The sequence below is a fragment of the Agarivorans sp. QJM3NY_25 genome (genome assembly GCF_050870875.2).
Taxonomy (GTDB): domain Bacteria; phylum Pseudomonadota; class Gammaproteobacteria; order Enterobacterales; family Celerinatantimonadaceae; genus Agarivorans.
The window spans coordinates 3,037,182-3,057,062 of the sequence record NZ_CP194041.2; the positions used below are offsets into that span (position 1 = coordinate 3,037,182).

Here is a 19,881-nt window from a genome sequence, read left to right on the forward strand (position 1 = left end):
TGCGATTCCTTATTCTGCGGCAGCAAAACGCGGCATGGCGTTGCTAGGATAGGAGTCAATCAGACTCACGGTGACACGTCGGTTAGAATGGCGAACCTCATCGCTATCGCCAGTAAAGTAGGGCTGAGAATCGGCGGCGGCTTGTAGCTTAATCAACGATTGCGGCATGCCTAACTCCACCATGTAGTCGGCCACTCGTTGCGCTCGTGCCAAAGACAAATCTTGCTTATAAGCCTGATCGCCCTTGCTATCACTGTGTCCGGTGATCATCAGCGATAACTTGCTAGCAACAATGATTGGCGTTAAACGGCTGAGCTGATCGCGATAAGCTGGTGTAAGTTCGCTGGAATCGAAGGCAAACTGGTTGTTACTGTTTAGCGCATCACTAATGCTCACCATGAGCCGCGATGACTGGATCTGCCCAAAACTATCAGTTTGACAAGCGCCACTTTGTAAGACTCGGTCGAGCCGCTGCTCTAACATTGCGAGAAAATGCTGCTGTATTTCTAAGTCATTGGCGGCATCTAGGGTTAAACCACCTTCCAGTTCCCGAATGATCCGTTGTTGCTGACTGCGCGCCTGTGCCACTGAGGCTGGGAAACACAGTTCAGCACCTTCCAAAACCAGTAAGTCGAGCTGGTGTTTGGTCAGTATTGACTCAAACTGCAAGCCGTGTTCCGGACCAATTTCACTCTGCTGGAGACTGCCGCTACTACCATCTAACCAAGCTAAAATACTCAACTGGTGCTCAGCAAAACCGCCTCGACCCTGCTTTGGCCAAGAACTACAACCCGAGCCAATCAATAACAACAGACCTATCACAATACAACGCATGGCAGACTCCTTGAGTTTCAATTAAGCAGCTATCGACGACAATGATTGGTGCACGCTGGCGCTTGACGGTAAGGTATCAAACATGGTGATAATTTGATTAACTCTTAGCATCAGCAATAAATCGCGAGGTTGTTGCTGAGCACCACAAATAATCAAATGTCCGCCTGCGGCATGAATCCGCTTAAACATAAATACCAAGGCGCCAATACCAGAAGCATCCAATTGGCTGACTTGAGTCATATTCACCACAATGACCTTGTTGGCCGAACTCTGACAAAGATCTTCAAAGACATGTTTATATTGGCCACATGAGCTGGCGTCTAAGGCACCTACGATGGATGCGGTAATATCACCTTGAACGGAAGTTGTTAGTTGCATATTCATAATTAGCTCCACAAAACATTTGTTCTCGACGGATTTATTGCCAATATCATGCCAATGAATATATAGCTTTAAATATCAATTAATTACATAAAAACAGAGACCATAAACAAAGGGTTTTCAGAAGCAAAATCGCAGCTTTTGCAATATGCAAAAGCTGCGCTTAGGGATTCTTTGCTTGGAGCAAACACTGAGGGCTAATCTGGCTCAACAAACATGCCAAAAACCAGTGGAGATCATATTGCAACATCCAGCAGAGTTAAGCAGTGAACTTTTGTTTTGCTGGTAATTGTTGCGCACTAATAAAAGGGATGGCCGAATGCTAAGCAAATAAAATACGGCTCGTGCCAAGAACGAATCAAAATAGCAATGCTGCTCTTGTTCGTACCTCACGATTGTTTTTATATTTAATTTACCGTAGTTGTTATTTTATTGTTGTTTTTGTTATCCTTTTATTTACTTCTGAACAAACTCACGATTCGAGCAAGCTGCTTCATCTCTCCCTGAGCAACGGCCTGTTTTTATTGGGTACACAGCTGCAATCACTAGTCGAAGAAAGATATAACTTTTAGCACAAATTGACTTCAAGTTATGGCATGCATTATGCTCTGCGAAATTTTTGCGCGGTAGCTACTGGGTAATAAAGCTTATTTATTTTAGGAATCAACAAAATGGAATTAATAGAGTCATTTTTTGGAGTCATTGGTGACCTCACTTGGGGATGGGCACTTATCCCGTTTCTGGTGATCTTAGGTTTGTTTTTCACCTTGGTCACAGGATTTGTTCAATTTAGATTTTTTGGGCGGATGTTCCACGTTCTTTTAAACAAAAACCAAACCGCTGGCAAAAATGCGATTTCTGGTCGTGAAGCGCTACTACTCTCTGTGGGTGGCCGCGTGGGGGGTGGTAATATCGCTGGCGTTGCGGTTGCTATCACTTTAGGCGGACCGGGTGCGGTATTCTGGATGTGGGCCATTGCGCTGGTAGGAATGGCGACCAGTCTGATCGAATGTTCACTCGCTCAGCTTTACAAACGTAAAGAAGGCAACGCCTTTCGTGGCGGCCCCGCTCGCACCATCATTCATGGCCTTGGAGAGGATTACAAATGGCTGGCCTATGTTTATGCCGTTTGTTTAATCGCATCATTTGCAATCGGATTTAATGCTTTCCAAGGCAACACTGTGGCCGGTGCTGCGCAAGACAGTATGGGCATTGACCGTATGTGGAGTGGCATTGTTCTGGCTGTTATCACTGGTTTCATCGTTTACGGTGGGATTAAACGTATCGCAAAAGTAGCAGATGTGATTGTGCCTATCATGGCCGTTGGGTATGTGGCGATGGCACTGATTGTTATCCTGCTCAACATTACTGAAATTCCAAGTGTTATCTATTCAATTGTATCCAATGCTTTTGGTTTTGAAGAAGCGGTTGGTGGCGGTATGGGCGCAGCGCTGGCACAAGGGCTACGCCGCGGTCTGTTCTCTAACGAAGCAGGTCTTGGTTCTGCACCAAACGTTGCCGCTACGGCCGATGTAACCCACCCGATCAGTCAGGGGATTACTCAATCACTTTCAGTATTTATTGATACGATATTAATCTGTAGTTGTACTGCATTCATCATCTTACTTGGTGATGTTTATGTACCTGGTGCTGCCAATATCGACGGAGTGGTGTTGACTCAGCAATCGCTAGTCTCTCATGTCGGTGAATGGGCCAAGTATTACCTAACCGCTGCGATTTTACTGTTTTCAATCAGTTCGATTATCTACAACTACTACCTTGGTGAGAACGCAATCACCTTTATGTCGAAGAGTAAAGCTGCGCTGCATTCACTACGTATGTTTGTGGTTGCGATGGTATTTCTCGGTGCCGTTGCGCCAGCAGCAACATCGGTGTTTTTCTTCTCCGATCCGATGATGGGTGTTTTGGCAATTGTGAATTTATTAGCGCTGCTGATGTTATTCCCGACCATTACCCGTTTATTAAATGACTACAAAGCACAATTAAAGGCAGGCATAGAACACCCTGTATTTGATCCTGCCAAGTTCTCAGACCTAGATATCGATCACAAAGCTTGGGATAAAGCCCGCTTGAAGACTGACGCTTAAACCCGAGAGAGCTGAAGCAACGAAACGCTCAACTCGAGATATCGAGTCACAAACTTTCGGAAAAATACTATTTGGTATTTTCATGGACATGGTTCATTTCGTCTGATGGCTATCTTCGATAGCTTTAAATGAACCATGTTCTGAAGCTTCAATTTCCAGATTAATGAGCGCTGTATCTCTAAAACCGCGCCGCTTGGAACTATCTGTGGACAATAAAGTTTGCTCGTTTACAATAAATTTTAATCATTGTTGCTTTAAACAAACTGTTGGGCATCCATGGTCTATCCCAGTCCTGCCCCGTTCAGTGTTAGCAACGGGGTAAAAGCTTTCGCCTACGGCGACATCATTAAGCTTCAACGAGCAAAGCTTAGCTAAGCAAAAAGAAAACTCGCCCTGCATCTTCTTAAACCCTGCGTTGCTTATTCTCAAGGGCGTTGAAGTAAACACTACGCTCAAACAGACTTCAACTTTGCTCCCTTGTTCATTTGCGCTACTCGGCGAAGATGATGGGGTTTAAAAGCGTAATCTTGGCTATCGAGAGTATGAAAGATTTTTGTTTTTAGAATGGGGGTCTAGTTTATTTTGATAAGTTGAGCTTACGTAATTACAACGCCCAAGTGGGTGAAATGATGGCAAGTGTCAGTGCATTAAACAAAATGACTAGGCTAGGTATGCCTATTCGTCAGGTAACTGGCTAAATAAAGTAAGAGCCTAGAATAACTGTACCTTGAGCTTGGATTTGATCAACAAGGCCTCTTTCACGCATGGTCAAAATGGTGATTGACTGGTATGCTGTTGATAAATTTAAGTATTAAAGGATATGTGAGTTTCTGTGGTGCGTGATAGGTGGTAACTTCGCATGCGTGAAAGATGGGAATTTGCATATTAATATACTGTTAGTTTCCCCAAGTTTTGATCGTCATATCTAGAGGAAGGTTTATGACAAAGTATGAGAATTTAGTAAATATTCTAGATCAGGTTCGATTTGAATCTCCAATTGAGTTCAAGAGTTATAGACCTAAGCAAGACGATTTGGAAAAAATTAACCAAGCTCGTGGAAGAGCATTGATACACCTTTATTTAAAGGTGACTTTTGGTATTTTAGATTTTAAGTCGAGAGAGAGGTTAATTACTGATAAAGGCTACGATGCAGGGGTTGATGCCTACTACATTGATGGTGAAGCTAAAGAAATTTATTTCATTCAATCAAAATTTAGAACTAACAAAGGTAATTTTGAAAGTAAGGAGATTTCACCTGACGAATTACTAAAAATGGATATAGATAGGATCGTTGACGGAGAAACACATGACGAAGACGGCAATGAATATAACGGAAAAATAAAACAACTTCTTAGAGAGTTATCTCAAGTAGATGATATAGGAAGATATAAATATAAGGTTATAATTCTCGCAAATTTAAAGTCCCTTAAAACTAGTCAAGTTAGAAGACTAACGAACGGGTTTTCTGCTGAAATATTTGACAATGAAAAGGTATATAAAGATTTACTTTTTCCTGTAATAACAGGGACTTATTACCATAACAACCTTCTATCAATATCATTAAACTTAACTAATAAAAACTCTTCAAGCGCAAGAATTAGCTACAATGTTGAAACTGAATTCAAAGATTGTGATATCACTGTGGTTTTTGTTCCCACAGAGGAAATTGGTAGAATTTTATACACTTATAAGAACTCAATCTTAAAGTACAACCCTCGCTGCTTTCTTGAAATGAAAGCTAACTCTGTGAACAAAGAAATTCATAACACTATAACTCAGAAGAAAACCAATGAGTTTGCTCTTTTTAACAATGGGATCACAATGCTATCTGACGAAACGTCAGTTAATGAAAGAATTGGTCAAAAAGATAAAGCTCAAATAGTTATATCAAATCCTCAAATAATAAATGGTGGCCAAACGGCTTTTACATTAAGCCGTATATATGAAGATATTAAAAACAGTGTTGAAAATGGAGACATTTTCGATAACAAAGAAGTACTACTAAAAATAATCACATTTGGCGAGCATTCTGCAAATAGCGAAATGAAAAAACGTTCATTAATTGAAAGTATCTCCAAAGCTACAAATAGACAAAATGAAGTTTCTGATGCAGATAGGCGTTCAAACGATAAAATTCAGATAGATTTGCAGGAGTTATTGTTTAATAAATTTGGCTATTATTATGAACGTAAAAAGGGAGAGTTTGCAGATGGTATTAAGGATAAGTATATCTCGCGGAATCAAATAATTGATCGAGAGCTATTATTAAGATTAGCTATCTGCTGCGATATGCAGCCAGCCGTAGCTAGAAGATCTAGTGGGAAATTCCTTTTTCAGGAGTCTAACTTTACTAAATACCTCAATGACTCTGAAAGAGTAACAGAATATTTTTATGCATTTAATATTTATCAAAGTATTAATGCTCTTGAAAAATCATTAAGGGAAGATGTTAATGATCGCTTTGGTACTTCTGCATATGGTCAAGCAATACGCTATGGTCGGTTTGCTGTAACCGCAGTATGTGTAAAAACACTATATGACGGCGTGGGTTCTTTAAATGAGGTAAGTGAGCACTTCAAATCTGTACTAAATAGGTGGATTGAATTTGAAAAAAACGCCCAAGAGAACGCTAAAAATTCTTTATATTTCAGAACTTATCAAGATGAAGACACAGGAGTGCTGAAACAAGATTTAAATTATGAAGGATACTATAAAGGCCGTACAATTCATGATGATTTGAAACGTTTTTTCGATATCTAAGTGAAACTAAAGCACATCAATGTTGTTATTCATAACTTTTGCCATTCATTTATGAGTGGCACGAATTACGTCGATGATGGCTTTGTGTTTGAAGATTTACATAAACTAGCGAACTTAAAAGCAGGTAACGTTGTAACTATTAATTGGTTACCTTATAACGATGAACAGTTGTTTAAATTACCGTTACGAGTAAGAAAGTCAGTGCTATATTATCGTCACCGGCTTCCAACTCTTGTTGCTCAACACGGTATAGAGATTGGTGTAATAAAGGAATTTCGAACTGAAGTTCACAGGGCTAAAAATCATCAGATTTATACATGTGCAATAGCTATAGATTTAAATGGGAAAGAGTACCGTAAGTCTATTTGGTAAGAGTTATAACAAGGCATTTAAACCAGGGTGAGATCGCGAACATTATTTAACCAAGTTCATCCTATTTGACCTGCAGATCGAGTTGTGATCTTATACTCTCTTTTTCGAGAGTATCACCATGAGTATCGATGCCTTTTCTCTTCATTTCGGCGACCTAAAAGACCCACGTCAGTCAGCGAAAATCAGTTATCCATTATTTGATGTTCTATTCCTGACTATTTGTGCAGCGATAGCCGGTGCCGAGGGATGGGAAGACATTGAAGATTTTGGAGAAATCCACCTTGATTGGTTCCAAGATAAGGGCTTATTCAAAGATGGTTTACCTGTTCACGATACCATTGCTAGAATCGTCTCGCGCCTTGACTCTAGCGAGTTTCAGCAGTGTTTCATCAGCTGGATGGAAGCAGTCTCTGCTCGCTCCGAAGGCGAACTGATCGCTATTGATGGCAAAGTCTTGCGTGGCTCCTATGATCGTGAATCCCGGCAATCTACCATTCACATGGTCAGTGCATTCGCCACTAAAAATGGTGTTGTCATCGGTCAGCGAAAAACAGATGCTAAGTCGAACGAAATCACGGCTATCCCGGAGCTCATTAAGCTACTGGATATCAAAGGTTGTTTGGTATCTATTGATGCCATTGCATGCCAGAAAAATATCGCTTCAACCATCGTCGATAACGGTGGTGATTATCTGCTTGCAGTTAAAGGTAACCAAGAGACACTGGCTAAATCTGTTCAACAAGCACTGTTAGAAAGCGTAAAAGCTACGAGCTTACGGAATGATGTCACTATCGAACAGGGCCATGGACGTGTTGAAGTCCGTGAATATCATGTACTTCCTGCAGGTGAACTTATCAAACAGTTTCCAGACTGGAAAGGCTTAAAAAGTATCGGGGTTGCCATTGGTTATCGCATTGATAAAGCAGGTAAAGAATCACTCGATTATCGCTATTATATTTGTTCTGCAGAACTCAGTGTGGAACGTTTTGCAGCTGCTGTTCGTGGTCACTGGGCCATAGAAAACAGTCTACACTGGGTTTTGGATGCATCTATGAATGAAGATGCTTGCCAGATTTACCGTGGCAACGCGGCAGAGATCATGGCTTGTATGCGCCATATAGCTATAAACATGCTGCGTGCAGAAACGACAAGAAAAGCCAGCATCCGGCGCAAACAGAAAATTGCAGCTATGAGTTGTAGCTATTTGGATAAGGTGCTGCTGGCTGGTTTTAAAGGAGTGAGTGAAAAGTGAGCATTCATGCTCTCACCCTGGCATTTAAACGGAACTAAAACAGTGGGTTACGTGGCGCTTGCGTGGCGCGATTTTAGGCATAATATAGCGAGCTTGCGAGCTAATGCCTAAAAATCGCAGAGCGCAAGCGGTCGCTGTTGATTGGTTTGTTAAGTTGCATCCACACCATAGTTGGAGAGGCTGATCCCGAAAAATGGCTCAAGAATATGCTCTTCGAATTCAGCTAGCTCAGTAGCAGGAACGGGTGTAAATGTTGAGCGATCATTTGGTGCCCACCATTTATGAGGCCCAGCATAACCACCATTTGGCTTAGCGTGACGGATTACGCGAAAAGGTCGGTCAGCCCAACCATGCCCCATAGAGCTGAAAATGTTCGCAGGACCAGTAAACTGCCCCAGTAAATAGATACCTCTATTACCGTGAGTGAGGTAAAAATAATCCCCGGACTCAGCGTCAATAAACTGCTCACCTTGAGGCGCAGATGACTTGCCTTTTGCGGCAGTGTGCGCATGGACATAGACCAACCCTTTCTCTATCGAGTCAGATATTTGTTCAAATGAGGGAAAATAAACTAGACACCCATTCTAAAAACAAAAACCTTTCACACTCTCGGTAGCCAAGATTACGCTTTTAAATCCCATCATCTTCGCCGAGTAGCGCAAATGAACAAGGGAGCAAAGTTGAAGTCTGTTTGAGCATAGCGAGTTACTTCAACGCCCTTGAGAATGAGCAACGCAGGATTTAAGAAGATGCAGGGCGAGCTTTCTTTTTGCTTCGTTTTTCTTTGCTCGTCAAAGAAAAATGACGTCGCCGTAGGCGAAAGCTTTTACCTCGTAGCTAACACAGAATGGGGCGTGCGACGTGAAGTCGTATGAAGCGCGAAAATAAACTAGGAAAATAAACTAGACACCCATTCTAAAAACAAAAACTTTCATACTCTCGATAGCCAAGATTACGCTTTATAATCCCATCATCTTCGCCGAGTAGCTCAAATGAACAAGGGAGCAAAGTTGAAGTCTGTTTGAGCGTAGTGTTTACTTCAACGCCCTTGAGAATGAGCAACGCAGGGTTTAAGAAGATGCAGGGCGAGCTTTCTTTTTGCTTAGCTAAGCTTTGCTCGTTGAAGCTTAATGACGTCGCCGTAGGCGAAAGCTTTTACCCCGTTGCTAACACAGAACGGGGCAGAAACGTGTTTGAATATAATCAAACTTTATTGTCCTCCAACAGGAACCAAGCTGATCCGCAAATCAAGTCAAGTCAAGTCAAGTCAACATCGATAGGCGCTTCTAGCGAGTAAAGACACCAGAACCATGATCGACTATTCGTTATTTGTTCGCCTTTAGCACGTTTCAAATTTTAGACAAATCGTTGCTTTAACGATTTGTCTAAAATCTTGAGCGTCAGTCTCGCATTGTCTACAATAAGCCACTTTTATTTATTTCAGGTCATAAACATGAGCGACACAAACTCAAAGCCAGCCTTACCCGATCGCCTTGCAGGCAACCCTCGCAGCCCACATCATGTAGCAGAGTGTTTCGAACACGACATCGGTATTCGATTGAACGGTAAAGAGCGCAATAATGTTGAAGAATATTGCATTAGTGAAGGCTGGGTAAAAATCCCATCACCTAAAGCCTTAGATCGTCGCGGCCAACCTATCCTTATCACGCTCAAAGGAACGGTTGAAGCCTTCTATATTTAAGCCTTTTATAAACCACGACTTGCTATCAATAGTTCAAGCTTGAAATAATTTAGCTTTTCAGTTGCATAGCTTGTCGAGCCCTTTGCTCTGCTTTACATCTTCGATGCTGGAATCATATTGCAGCTCCACCAAAGCCAAGCCAGTAATATCCAGACTTACACCCACAGAGCGTTCTGCAATAAAATTGCCTTACTGGCCCTTCCCCGCAACGACCACCCATAAAGTTTTAAGTAATACAGTCAAGTCTTGATATAACCAACTGCTGCAAGCTCTGGAATAAAGAAAGCGCATCATGCTACGATCCGCAAGGCCTTACTGGCCCTTCCCCGCAACGACTACCCATAAGGTTTTCACTAATACACTCAAGTCTTGATATAACCAACTGCTGCAAGCTCTGGAATAAAGAAAGCGCATCATGCTGCGATCCGCAAGGCCTTACTGGCCCTTCCCCGCAACGACCACCCATAAGGTTTTAAGTAATACACTCAAGTCTTGATATAACCAACTGCTGCAAGCTCTGGAATAAAGAAAGCGCATCATGCTGCGATCCGCAAAGCCTTACTGGCCCTTCCCCGCAACGACCACCCATAAAGTTTTAAGTAATACACTCAAATCCTGATATAACCAACTACTGCACTGACTTAAAGAAAGCGCGTAACGGTGATCATAAGCAAGTTTTTGCTTTACATCTTCGATACTGGAATCATATTGCAGATTCACCTGAGCCAAACCAGTAATACCCGGCTTGAGACCCACGGTTCGTTCGCTATAAAACGGGATGGCCTGCTCCAGGGTTTGATAAAAGGCCGGACGTTCCGGCCGAGGCCCCACCAATGACATATCCCCTCGGATCACATTCCATAACTGCGGCAACTCATCGAGCCGAGTCTTGCGTAGCCAGCGCCCTACCCGCGTGATCCGGCTATCTTGTTTAGTAGCCCATACCGCGCCACTGGCTTGTTCGGCATCGGCGCGCATACTGCGAAATTTAATAATCGAGAATAGTACGGCCCGATCCTCGGCGATTAAACCCACTCGCGTTTGTTGATAAAACACTGGCCCCTTGCTATCAAGTTTGATGGCCAAGGCAATCAAAGGAAATAAGGGACTCACCAATAGCAACAATAAACTAGCCGCAAACATATCGAAGCCGCGTTTCAAGACCACCACCCAAGGATTCAGTAAGTGAGTAAAGTAGTGTTTCTTAATCTTCTTGTAGCCATAGTCAATACAACCCAACATGCTGGAAAAGTGTCCTTCAACGAGGTAATTCAAGCTTCCAATCGGCCCTGGAAACTTTAACATGGGTAACATCCTCGGCAACGCAGCCAACAAATAAGCACTGAGCTGTAAGGCCAGTAAAGCCATAAAAACCAGAGAATGTGAGGCGAGCAGCAGTGAGCCAAGCAAGCTGCTTAACATCAAAAATGGAATGGTCACCCGCAATGCCTTACCTGAAAAAAAGGTAAAAGCCACCCCTTTGAAACGTGGTAACAACATGTGGCGTAGCCGGATCAACTGTTGCAAATTGCCTGCGCCAATGCGTTTCCTACGGCTGCGATCCTGGCTGTCGGCCGCGTGTTCTAACTCTAAAGCGCGAATATTTGGCTCGTACACCGCTCGATAGCCCTGCGCCACAATATCCATGGGGATCACAAAATCATCATTTATAGTATCTTCCGGCATCGCTCGAAATAAACGCTGCTTAATCAGATAAAAAGCACCATGAGCCCCCAGCGGTGCCCCCATGTCGGCTTCACAACGCTTCACTTGGCGTTGGTAGTTCCAATACGCTTGTTCACCCACTGAGCCGGGGCTTAACAGGTGATAATAACCACACACCACTCCCACATCATCCTGAGCAAAGTGACTGGCAGCAATCAGCAGCGCATCCACCGAAATTAACGCCGAGACATCCGACAGCGCCACGATGTCGGCACCACTTTGGGCGATGTGTTGATTGAGCACCGCCACCTTACCGCTATTTTGCGGCTGCTCACAAACCTCGAAACTAAAATTACAAAATGCTAATTGTGCGATGGTTTCTCTGGCCACCGTCGCTGTTGCATCGCTGCAGCCATCGCACACCACTTTAATGCTTAAGCGCTCATCGGGATAATCCAGAGTGGCCAAATTAATCAGTTTTGCCGCGACATAGTCTTGCTCGTTGTAGGCAGGGATCAGCAACTCAATGCTTGGCAATTGCTCATCGTTAAGCGAGCGATGATATTTTCGAACCACCGCCACTGGCTCCTGTGGTTCTGTCTTACCCGCCAACTGACTCAGTAACTTGAGCAACAAGGGATAGAGCGCATGGTGATAAACGACCAAAAACATCGATATCAGAGTCAAGTAAGTGACAATGGTCATAGTAAGCTCCTATAAGTAACGATGACGTAAAGCTGCATAATTGCGGGCGGTGGTTCGTAAATCGCCCACCTGTTTAACGAACTGGCGCGGATTGCCTGTCACTTTCAGTGCCAATTGCTGCCCCAAGGCTTGCGCCATCGCAAAGGCTGAACCGGGCTCCACCAAAGTGCCAGTACGTGGACACAGGGCTTCGGTTGAAGCCCCAACATCGGTCACCACTGCCGGAATGCCGCAGGCTTGCGCTTCGAGAATCACCAACGACAAACCTTCAAAATAAGAAGGTAAACAAAACAAATCGAGCGCTTGATAAAACTGCGGCATTGATTCGATGGCGCCAAGAAAATGCACTCGCGCTTGTAACTTCAGAGCCATCACCAAACGTTGTAGCGCCTGGCGTTGGCTTCCATCGCCGGCAAACACCAAATGTACGTCTTGGGGCAAACTATTGAGGGCTTCAATCAATACCGCCTGACCTTTTTCTGGCTCTAAACGACCCGCACAACCAATCAATCGAGGCTGTATTGGCAAACCTAGCTGCTGGCGAGCTAAGTGTTTGTCTCCCACCGCGAAACTGTGAGTATCGACGCCGTTTTTAATCACTTGCACTTGTTCATCGTTAAAACCCAATGCCGACTTCAGCTCACTCGCCACCAAATTGGCATCGGCGACGATCATCGGCCGAACCCATTTCAGCGCGAAGGATTGCAGCATACGACGCCGCTGCTGGCGCAGATGCCAGGCGTCATGTTCGGTATGAATCACCACTTTAACCCCGGCTAAACGCGCTGCGATACCGCCGTAAATTAATGGCCCGATGTGGTGAGTATGCACCACGGGGACAGCCCAACGACGAAACAGCTTCACCAGCTTCCATAGGGTGCTAAGGCGAAATCCCGGCTGCTTATTTAAAAACATCAGGCGATTGGCGTAGGGGCGCAGCCGCGGCCAGTCTTGCAAGGCCTGCTGCTTGGTGCCTTCCAAGGAAATAATCACCCCTTGCTCGTGCGCCTCTTCCATCCGTTGTAAATCGAGCGCCATGGTTTCGATGCCACCCGGCTGTAGGTGCTGTACCACTTGGATCCAAATACTCATAAGTTGTTCCTCTTAAGCACAATAGGCTGTTAATTCGAGTGAGACAGTGGTGGAATACGGCTAAGCACCGTCACTCCGGCGATATCTTCGATGTCTTTAATGGTGCGTAAACTGGGGTCGGCCAGTTCAGCCAATAGCGCTAAACTGAACCCCGTCACGATCCCAGCCACCAGCCCGGCAAGCACAAACAACCACATTGGCAGCGTAGAAGGCCCACTGGGAGTAAAAGCACGATCGATAATTTTAATCCGATCGGATTGTTCAAATACCCCTAAAGCGCCCGTCACTTGGGCCATCTCGTAACGTGTCAGCATGTTTTCATACAGGCTACGTTTAACTTTAAGATTACGATTAAGGATCCGCAGTTGTTTCTCTTGCTCACCCACCGAGCCAATTTGCTGCTGCAGCGAGCGAGCTAAACTGCGTAATTGTGAGACTTCTTCGGCGAGGGCATCGACTCGCTGGCGAGCGATCATTAAGGCTTCAACTTGCACGATCAACATCTCCCCATTGGATTCGGTCAGGGAAATTTGTTGCTGTAATAAGGCCGAGCTATCCGTGTTCGAAATCGAGGACTGAGGTAAGGATAAGACTTGTTCACGCTCCTGTTCGAGATGGCGCAATACCCGTTGCAGCGCTTGTACCTTGGAGTGACCTTGGGTATAACGCGACATGAGGGTGGCCAGCTCGGCACGATTCATCACGATCTGCTCTTCGAGTCGAGTCAGGACCGGGTTGGTGCGAGAGAGTTGCTGATCGATACTGCCTAAGCTTTGTTTTGCACCAGCAAGTTCTGCTTCTCGCTCAATCAAACGTTGACGGATCTGCGACAAACGCTGGGTATTAGCCGCATGTTGCTCGGGTAAACCATCGGCATGCAGGGTGCGGTAATCCGCTAAGGCTTCTTCGGCCTCTTCTAAAGCAAAACTACTGGACATTAAATGCTCCCGCAGAAAACGTTCTGATTCTTTAATGGAAGAACGCTCTGGCGCGAGTAACTGCTCAATAAAATGTGAAGAGACGGTTTCTAGTAATTCACGCATCCCCTGCGGATGCGCTGAGCGATAATCAATCCGAATTAAGTCCTTACCCACTTGACGCACCGTGAGCGCCGCCGACAAACGATTAATCACCTGCTGCTTTTGCTGTGGACTGTCACTCTCGACCATCAAGCCTTGTTCAATGGCCACTTCAGTTAACACATGTCGGCTGTGTAATAAGGTCGTCAGGGCTTCCATCCGGCCCTCTAGATTTGCCGACACCGCTAAATCTTCCAGAAAAGGATTTAAACTAGCGGTTTCTTGCACCAACATACTGGTATGTGAAGCATACTGCTTCGCGGAGAACAACGAGACTAAGACACCACAAATGGGCATCAACAGGATCGGCATGACGATAAGATAACGTCGACGCCATAAGGCATCCACAATCAAATATAGTCTTGGTAGTAATTCGCCCATGCCACTCTCCGTCTGAATTCAAGAGAGTTATAGCCAAAATCATGCCATTAATAATTACTTAAATAAAACAATGGATTACAGACAATAAATGATTTTTAATTAGGCGAGTTTGCAGATTGCGAAGCCGTAAAATAAACGCCCAGACCGATGGCCTTAAATCCGCGATCGGTCTGAGAAATTAAATTAAACACACAGCGGATTAGTGATCGGCTGACCAATTTCTGGCAATGGTCGTTGCTCACTATCGCCGTAGCCAATCTTAAAGCGCACTCGATTCACACATAGTTTCTCGATCTCGGGTTTCAATAAATCAAACATCTCAAACCGTTCCTGCAACTGCGGGTGTGCCGCTTGATAGCTGCGGATTTCATCGGCTAAATAGCGATAAAACTGTGTTTCATCAATCCCAAGGCTAATTAACTTGGGTGACACAAAACGCAATACCGTGACAAAATGGCCCGTTAATAAGTCGTGGATCAAGTAATGGGCGGGCAAGCGGGTCAAGTTCTGGCGGATCGCCTGCGGCAAGCGATTAAGTTCTGGGAAATCTTGGTCTATCAGACGTAAGTCGCCATGAAAATCTTTAATCAAGCAGCCAACGGGTTGATGGCCTTGCAAGGCCAAGGTAATGTTTTGACCGTGCGCCACCAAGGCCACTCCATAGCGACACATCAAATGATATAACGGCACCACCACATGCTTAAACAGCTTTCTGAGCCAGGCTTCGGCGCTCAAGCCCGAGAGTTCGATCAAGGTAACAATCGCCGCCTTGCCTTGACTATCGGTTTGCATCAACGTGGCCATTGACATCGGACGCTGCTGCTCACTTAATACACTCTCGGCACGTTCACGCCAAATACAACCGAGCATTTCTTGATAACGATAGCTCCCTCCTGCGACTTGTTGCTGATAAGGCTGCGGGCAAAATACCCCCGCAACTTCTTGCTGTACCCTCAGTCCCAGCTGAGCAAACAAGGGATCTTGAATGGTTAACTGGGCCAACCATGCCGACAGCTTGGGCCCCTGCACGATAAATTTGCCAGGAATACCGCGGTAACAGGAGGTATTTAAAATCGTTAATGCCGTTTTCACGTCATAACGGACCCTTGGGTCAACGGCGCTCAAGGTACGGATTGATTGCTGCGCCAGCCAATCACCAGTAACAGGACCCAAATCGATTGCGTCGCCATTGGCAAACCATTCGGCAAATTGCCCAACTAAAAAGCGCGACATTTGCCAAGGATGAACCGCCATAATCAAGAACTGATCGCGATTCTTCGCGGGCAATTTATTGATCAACGCCAGATACGCTTCACTCCCCAGCACCTCTTCAAGCAAGCGCTGTGGACTCAAACCTTCGGCAAAACCCACCTCACAATGTTGCTTGTTCAGCGCCAAATAATGGAGTTGAAATGCCCGACCTGATTCCGGCGAATACAGCGCTAACTCCGCAGCCCCCCAACCCAAGCGACCCTTATTGGCAATCGCCTTAGGGTGCGCGTCTAAATAACGTTGCCGAGAGGTTTCATCCATAGTCACCAGCGCATCACTGGTTAAGTTTCGCAGTTGAGTAATGCGCAACATATCGCTGTATAGCGTTTGTTGAATTTCTTCTAATAGGCCTGCGAGATTAATATCGTTAATTTGAATTTGCGACTGAATATCAATCAACAACTGACTTGCACTCGGCGCTAAACCGTCGCTGCATTGAATACTATCAGGCGTAATGATAAACATGCCCCAAATGCTTTGGCTCGCCTGAAAATCCCAGTGGCGCGAGGCAGTCACCAGACGCCAATTCGTCAGCTTGCTCGCCACAGCATGACCTTCGCACACAGCTGGCGACCGAGGTTCAAACGCTAAACGTTCCTCAAAATGTAACTCACTCAATATCTTAGCGACTAGTTGTTGACTCGCTAATTGCCAAGCACGGTGTTGTGTCATGGTGGTTCCCTACTCGCTTTTTTTTGAAATACACAATGAAATTTATTTGTTAAAAACATCATCAATATATTGACAAACTACCTTAAAATCAACAATGATAATACAAACCATTATCATTAAGATTAACAAGTTAATGCTGTATCGCTGTTTACTCATCGCTTTGGGATTAAACCAAACTCTGCTACTTGCCTTGTTGCCAAACATTGCAGCATTAAAGGGTTTGCAGGGATCGGGACAGGGTCTAGGGCTGATTGCGGCGGTCGTGAATGTTAATTTAATTAGCTTTTGGTTGGGAAGCGGTCTTTGGGGCAAGTGGCTACCAAAACTGGGGATCCGCTTCTGTTCACGCATCACCATCAGTGGCTTTATCCTTGCAAATCTGTTGTTTTACTTCGCCTTGCTTATACCAACAACGCCTTCGCTACCGGTAATGGCTCTGGCACGCTTAGCGCTGGGGATATTTAGCAGCGCTTTTATTATATTGGCGCAAACCCATTTGGCGATCACAAAACAAAATGGCTTAGGCCCGCTCGCTAAAACCAGTGGCGCAATTACTCTCGGTCGCTTACTCGGCCCAAGCTTAGTATTACTGCCTTTTAGCATGCAGTACTTACTGCTAATCCCCCTGATTTTAGTGCTACCCTTACTAGTCAAGCAACTGTGTGAAAAGGCTGATAATCAGGTTGATTTTGCCAAAGATTTCCCCCTCCAGACATACTCAGGCAAGTCCCCTCGTGAACAAGCCAAAACCAGACGCCGCCCCAATCAGCTGAAACTAATTTTGCTCAGTGCGCTATTGATGACCGCCTTGGTGAGCACACTACAATTCTATCTGTTGCCACTATTGCTCGACTTAGGCTATCAAGGGGAACAGGCCTCAAGTTTATACGCCTCCATCTTGTTATACATCAGCATCACCTTACTGATCTCTCAGTTACTTTTAATCCCTTGGTGGTCAAAACAACAACGCCCACTGGCCCCCATTTTACTGCTGTGTTTAGCACTTGGGTGCCTGCTACTTAGCCTCTCGGTTGGCCTCAGCTCAAGCGGGGCACAACAACCATGGCTGATATTACTCGCAGGGCTAACCAGCCTGACCCTTGCAGTTTCTGGTTTCCCAGTTTGGTACAGCCAGTTAGCGCTGTCCCAATCATCGAGTTTGAGCGAACGGAGTCGACGCAGTGGCTCTTTGTCGCGGGCTCATAGCAGTGGTTACTTAGTCGGTAGCGCCGTATCGAGCAGCTGTTTGTATTTCAGCATTCCCTTATTAACGCCCATATGGGCATTCGCGCTTGGGCTGGTGGCCTGTGTATTGTGCCTCCAGCAATACCTGCGCTCTGCCACCCAAGTTATTTAATGATGTCACTTTAGTTCAAGGAATCGAATGAACAAATTAACGCCTTTAACAGCCAAGTTGAGCCCCATTGCATTATTGTTAATGGCTTCAAGTGCTCAAGCCGTCACCAACCTGGACACAATGGTGGTCACTGCTAGTCGGACCGATACCGCAATCGCCGATGTAGCAGCCACCATGTGGGTGATTGACCAGCAGCAAATTGAACGCCAAGTGAACGCTGGCGCCGATTTAAAAACCGCACTCGGTCGATTGATCCCAAGTTTTGACTTTGGCGGTGAGGGTCGAACCAATTACGGTCAAAACTTACGGGGACGCTCGGCATTAGTGATGATCGATGGTGTGTCACTCAACTCAACTCGAGCCATTAGCCGCCAGTTAGACAGTATCGACCCTTTCAATATTGCTCATGTAGAAGTGCTCTCCGGCGCGACCGCGATTTACGGCGCGGGAGCCGCTGGCGGTATCATCAATATTATTACCAAGAAGGCCAGCGTCGGCCCGGCTGAAGTAGCGCTCAACTTAGCGGGTTCATCTAGGTTTAACAATAGTGATGACCAGAATAAAAAACTGGCACTCAGTGTGGCTGGCGGCTCAGAAAAACTACGCGGCCGTTTATCTGCCGCCTACCAAGATAGCGGCGCAGCCTATGATGCCAACGGTCAGATGATTTTGCCAGATATCACCCAAACTGACTTACAGTTTAATCAAAGTATCGACATCATGGGCAATCTTGAATTTGAACCCGATAACCAGCAACTACTGTCGTTAAGTGCTCAATATTACAACAGCGAACAAGATAGCGACTACGGCACCTATTTAGGGCCAAATCTCGCCGGAATTTTTGGTCGGCCAGATCTAATTTCGGTGCAACAAGGCTTGTCCCTTGAAGAACAGCCATCCACCGAACGGGTCATGGTGAATGGTCAATACCAGCACCACAACATTCTGGGCCAAACGCTGATGGCGCAACTGTTTTACCGCAGTGAGTCGATGCAGTTTTTTCCTTTTCCTTCTATTTATCGGGTGACCGGCTCCCCCTTAGCTGGCAATAGCTATCCGATCTATGGCGCGTCTCTTCAAGAAACCGATGTATTAGGCGGCAAACTGGTATTGGTGAAAGACTTTGACCAGGTTCAGCTCACCTACGGCATCGATGCCGAATCAGAATCATTTTCCGCCAAACAGCGAATTTACGATGCCAATACCGCACTTGCTTCTGGCGGTCTCAACTTTAAACAAACCCAAAACCTGCAGCGCTACCCCGATATCGACACCCTCAATATTGCAGCATTTTCTCAAGCCAAGTGGGAAGTGAATAACGATTGGTCGCTCTCAGGTGGTTTCCGCTATCAGCACATCGAACATGAAGTCGGTGACATTGTAGGCCTCTTACAGCAACACCTGTCAGCGATTGGGATGTATAACGATCCGGATGTAATTAAAGGCGGTAAAAGTGATTATAATGAATTGCTATTTAATCTCAGTGCCATCTATAAAATCGACCACCAGCAGCAAATTTGGGCTAACTTCAGCCAAGGTTTCAACTTGCCCGATCCCGCGAAGTATTACGGGAACGGTAACTACGATGGTACCTATGGCGATGGTCCAAACTTAATCAGCAGCATTAATGTGGCCGACAATCGACTCAGCGGCGTAAAAACCAATGCCTTTGAACTTGGTTGGCGTAAAACCAGCAGTAACTATGATCTACAAGTTGCCAGCTACTATTCGATCTCCGACAAAACGACCTCCTACAACAAAAGTACTCTAGCGGTGGTGGTTAACGATGACCAACGCCGAATTTATGGTATTGAAGGTCAGGCAAACTACTACTTCGACAATAACTTCTACACCGGTCTGCAAGCACATTTAATCAAAAGCGAAACCGAGAGTAATGGCGCGTGGAACAAACTCGCGGCAGAAGAAGCGAGTCCTTCTAACGGTAGCTTAAACCTTGGTTACGACAACCAAGCTTACGGTGCTGAATTACAATGGCAAACCTTGGCCGACTACAGTGATGATCAAGGTAGCGAGCTTCATGGTTACTCACTGGCAAACCTAAACGGCTACTACGCACTGCCGCTGGGACAAGTTAACTTTGGGATCCAAAATCTGTTTAACAAAGACTACGAAACCCTATGGAGTCAGCGCGCACAGATCCTTTATAGCAGCTTGTCAGCCTCGGAGTTATTTACCTACAAGGGTAAAGGCACCACCTTCTCAGTTAGCTACAACGCCGTTTTCTAAGG

Annotated in this window: 14 protein-coding genes and 1 pseudogene; 8 read left to right on the forward strand and 7 right to left on the reverse strand. The window is 45.3% G+C overall.

Features of this window, described 5'->3' with window-relative positions:
- Window positions 1–9: 9 nt before the first annotated feature.
- Window positions 10–834, reverse strand: a complete 825-nt coding sequence (locus tag ACRRSW_RS13870) for an OmpA family protein (protein WP_432452624.1) — start codon at window positions 832–834, stop codon at window positions 10–12.
- A 21-nt stretch (window positions 835–855) separates the two neighbouring features.
- On the reverse strand, window positions 856–1,218 hold the full coding sequence (locus tag ACRRSW_RS13875) for an STAS domain-containing protein (protein ID WP_432452623.1): 363 nt from the start codon (window positions 1,216–1,218) through the stop codon (window positions 856–858).
- A gap of 668 nt (window positions 1,219–1,886) precedes the next feature.
- Between ACRRSW_RS13875 and ACRRSW_RS13880 the strand changes: the two genes are divergently transcribed.
- The 5 genes and pseudogenes from ACRRSW_RS13880 to ACRRSW_RS13900 all read left to right on the forward strand — a co-directional run bounded on the left by ACRRSW_RS13880 (window position 1,887) and on the right by ACRRSW_RS13900 (window position 7,707).
- On the forward strand, window positions 1,887–3,323 hold the full coding sequence (locus ACRRSW_RS13880; RefSeq protein ID WP_432452622.1) for an alanine/glycine:cation symporter family protein: 1,437 nt from the start codon (window positions 1,887–1,889) through the stop codon (window positions 3,321–3,323).
- Window positions 3,324–3,910: 587 nt separating this feature from the next.
- A pseudogene (locus ACRRSW_RS13885) lies at window positions 3,911–4,021 on the forward strand (IS5/IS1182 family transposase); the annotation flags it as partial.
- Between the two features lie 241 nt (window positions 4,022–4,262).
- Window positions 4,263–6,083, forward strand: a complete 1,821-nt coding sequence (locus tag ACRRSW_RS13890) for an AIPR family protein (RefSeq protein ID WP_432459624.1) — start codon at window positions 4,263–4,265, stop codon at window positions 6,081–6,083.
- A gap of 84 nt (window positions 6,084–6,167) precedes the next feature.
- Window positions 6,168–6,455, forward strand: coding sequence for a hypothetical protein (locus tag ACRRSW_RS13895; RefSeq protein ID WP_432459625.1), 288 nt, complete (start codon window positions 6,168–6,170; stop codon window positions 6,453–6,455).
- Window positions 6,456–6,573: 118 nt separating this feature from the next.
- Entirely contained in the window at window positions 6,574–7,707 is a 1,134-nt protein-coding gene (locus ACRRSW_RS13900) for an ISAs1 family transposase (protein ID WP_432459626.1), read from the forward strand.
- Window positions 7,708–7,856: 149 nt separating this feature from the next.
- Here ACRRSW_RS13900 and ACRRSW_RS13905 read toward each other — a convergent pair whose 3' ends face one another.
- The gene (locus ACRRSW_RS13905; protein WP_432459627.1) at window positions 7,857–8,231 is read right to left on the reverse strand and encodes a hypothetical protein; all 375 of its coding nucleotides are present in this window, start codon (window positions 8,229–8,231) and stop codon (window positions 7,857–7,859) included.
- A 929-nt stretch (window positions 8,232–9,160) separates the two neighbouring features.
- On the opposite strand from ACRRSW_RS13905, the gene ACRRSW_RS13910 reads away from it, so the two are divergent.
- Window positions 9,161–9,409 carry a DUF3297 family protein gene (locus ACRRSW_RS13910; RefSeq protein ID WP_432452620.1) on the forward strand — a complete coding sequence of 83 codons (249 nt, stop codon included), beginning with the start codon at window positions 9,161–9,163 and terminating at the stop codon, window positions 9,407–9,409.
- A gap of 558 nt (window positions 9,410–9,967) precedes the next feature.
- Here the strand turns inward: ACRRSW_RS13910 and ACRRSW_RS13915 are convergent.
- The 4 genes from ACRRSW_RS13915 to ACRRSW_RS13930 all read right to left on the reverse strand — a co-directional run bounded on the left by ACRRSW_RS13915 (window position 9,968) and on the right by ACRRSW_RS13930 (window position 16,275).
- A complete protein-coding gene (locus tag ACRRSW_RS13915) occupies window positions 9,968–11,779 on the reverse strand; it encodes a sugar transferase (protein ID WP_432459628.1) in 1,812 nt (603 codons plus the stop codon).
- Window positions 11,780–11,788: 9 nt separating this feature from the next.
- The gene (locus ACRRSW_RS13920) at window positions 11,789–12,871 is read right to left on the reverse strand and encodes a glycosyltransferase (RefSeq protein ID WP_432459629.1); all 1,083 of its coding nucleotides are present in this window, start codon (window positions 12,869–12,871) and stop codon (window positions 11,789–11,791) included.
- 29 nt (window positions 12,872–12,900) lie between these two features.
- Complete coding sequence (locus tag ACRRSW_RS13925) at window positions 12,901–14,331, reverse strand: Wzz/FepE/Etk N-terminal domain-containing protein (protein WP_432459630.1); 1,431 nt, start codon at window positions 14,329–14,331, stop codon at window positions 12,901–12,903.
- 183 nt (window positions 14,332–14,514) lie between these two features.
- Window positions 14,515–16,275, reverse strand: coding sequence for an IucA/IucC family protein (locus ACRRSW_RS13930; protein ID WP_432459631.1), 1,761 nt, complete (start codon window positions 16,273–16,275; stop codon window positions 14,515–14,517).
- Window positions 16,276–16,369: 94 nt separating this feature from the next.
- On the opposite strand from ACRRSW_RS13930, the gene ACRRSW_RS13935 reads away from it, so the two are divergent.
- Window positions 16,370–17,632, forward strand: a complete 1,263-nt coding sequence (locus tag ACRRSW_RS13935) for an MFS transporter (protein WP_432459632.1) — start codon at window positions 16,370–16,372, stop codon at window positions 17,630–17,632.
- Window positions 17,633–17,659: 27 nt separating this feature from the next.
- Window positions 17,660–19,879, forward strand: coding sequence for a TonB-dependent receptor (locus ACRRSW_RS13940; protein WP_432459633.1), 2,220 nt, complete (start codon window positions 17,660–17,662; stop codon window positions 19,877–19,879).
- Window positions 19,880–19,881: the final 2 nt, after the last annotated feature.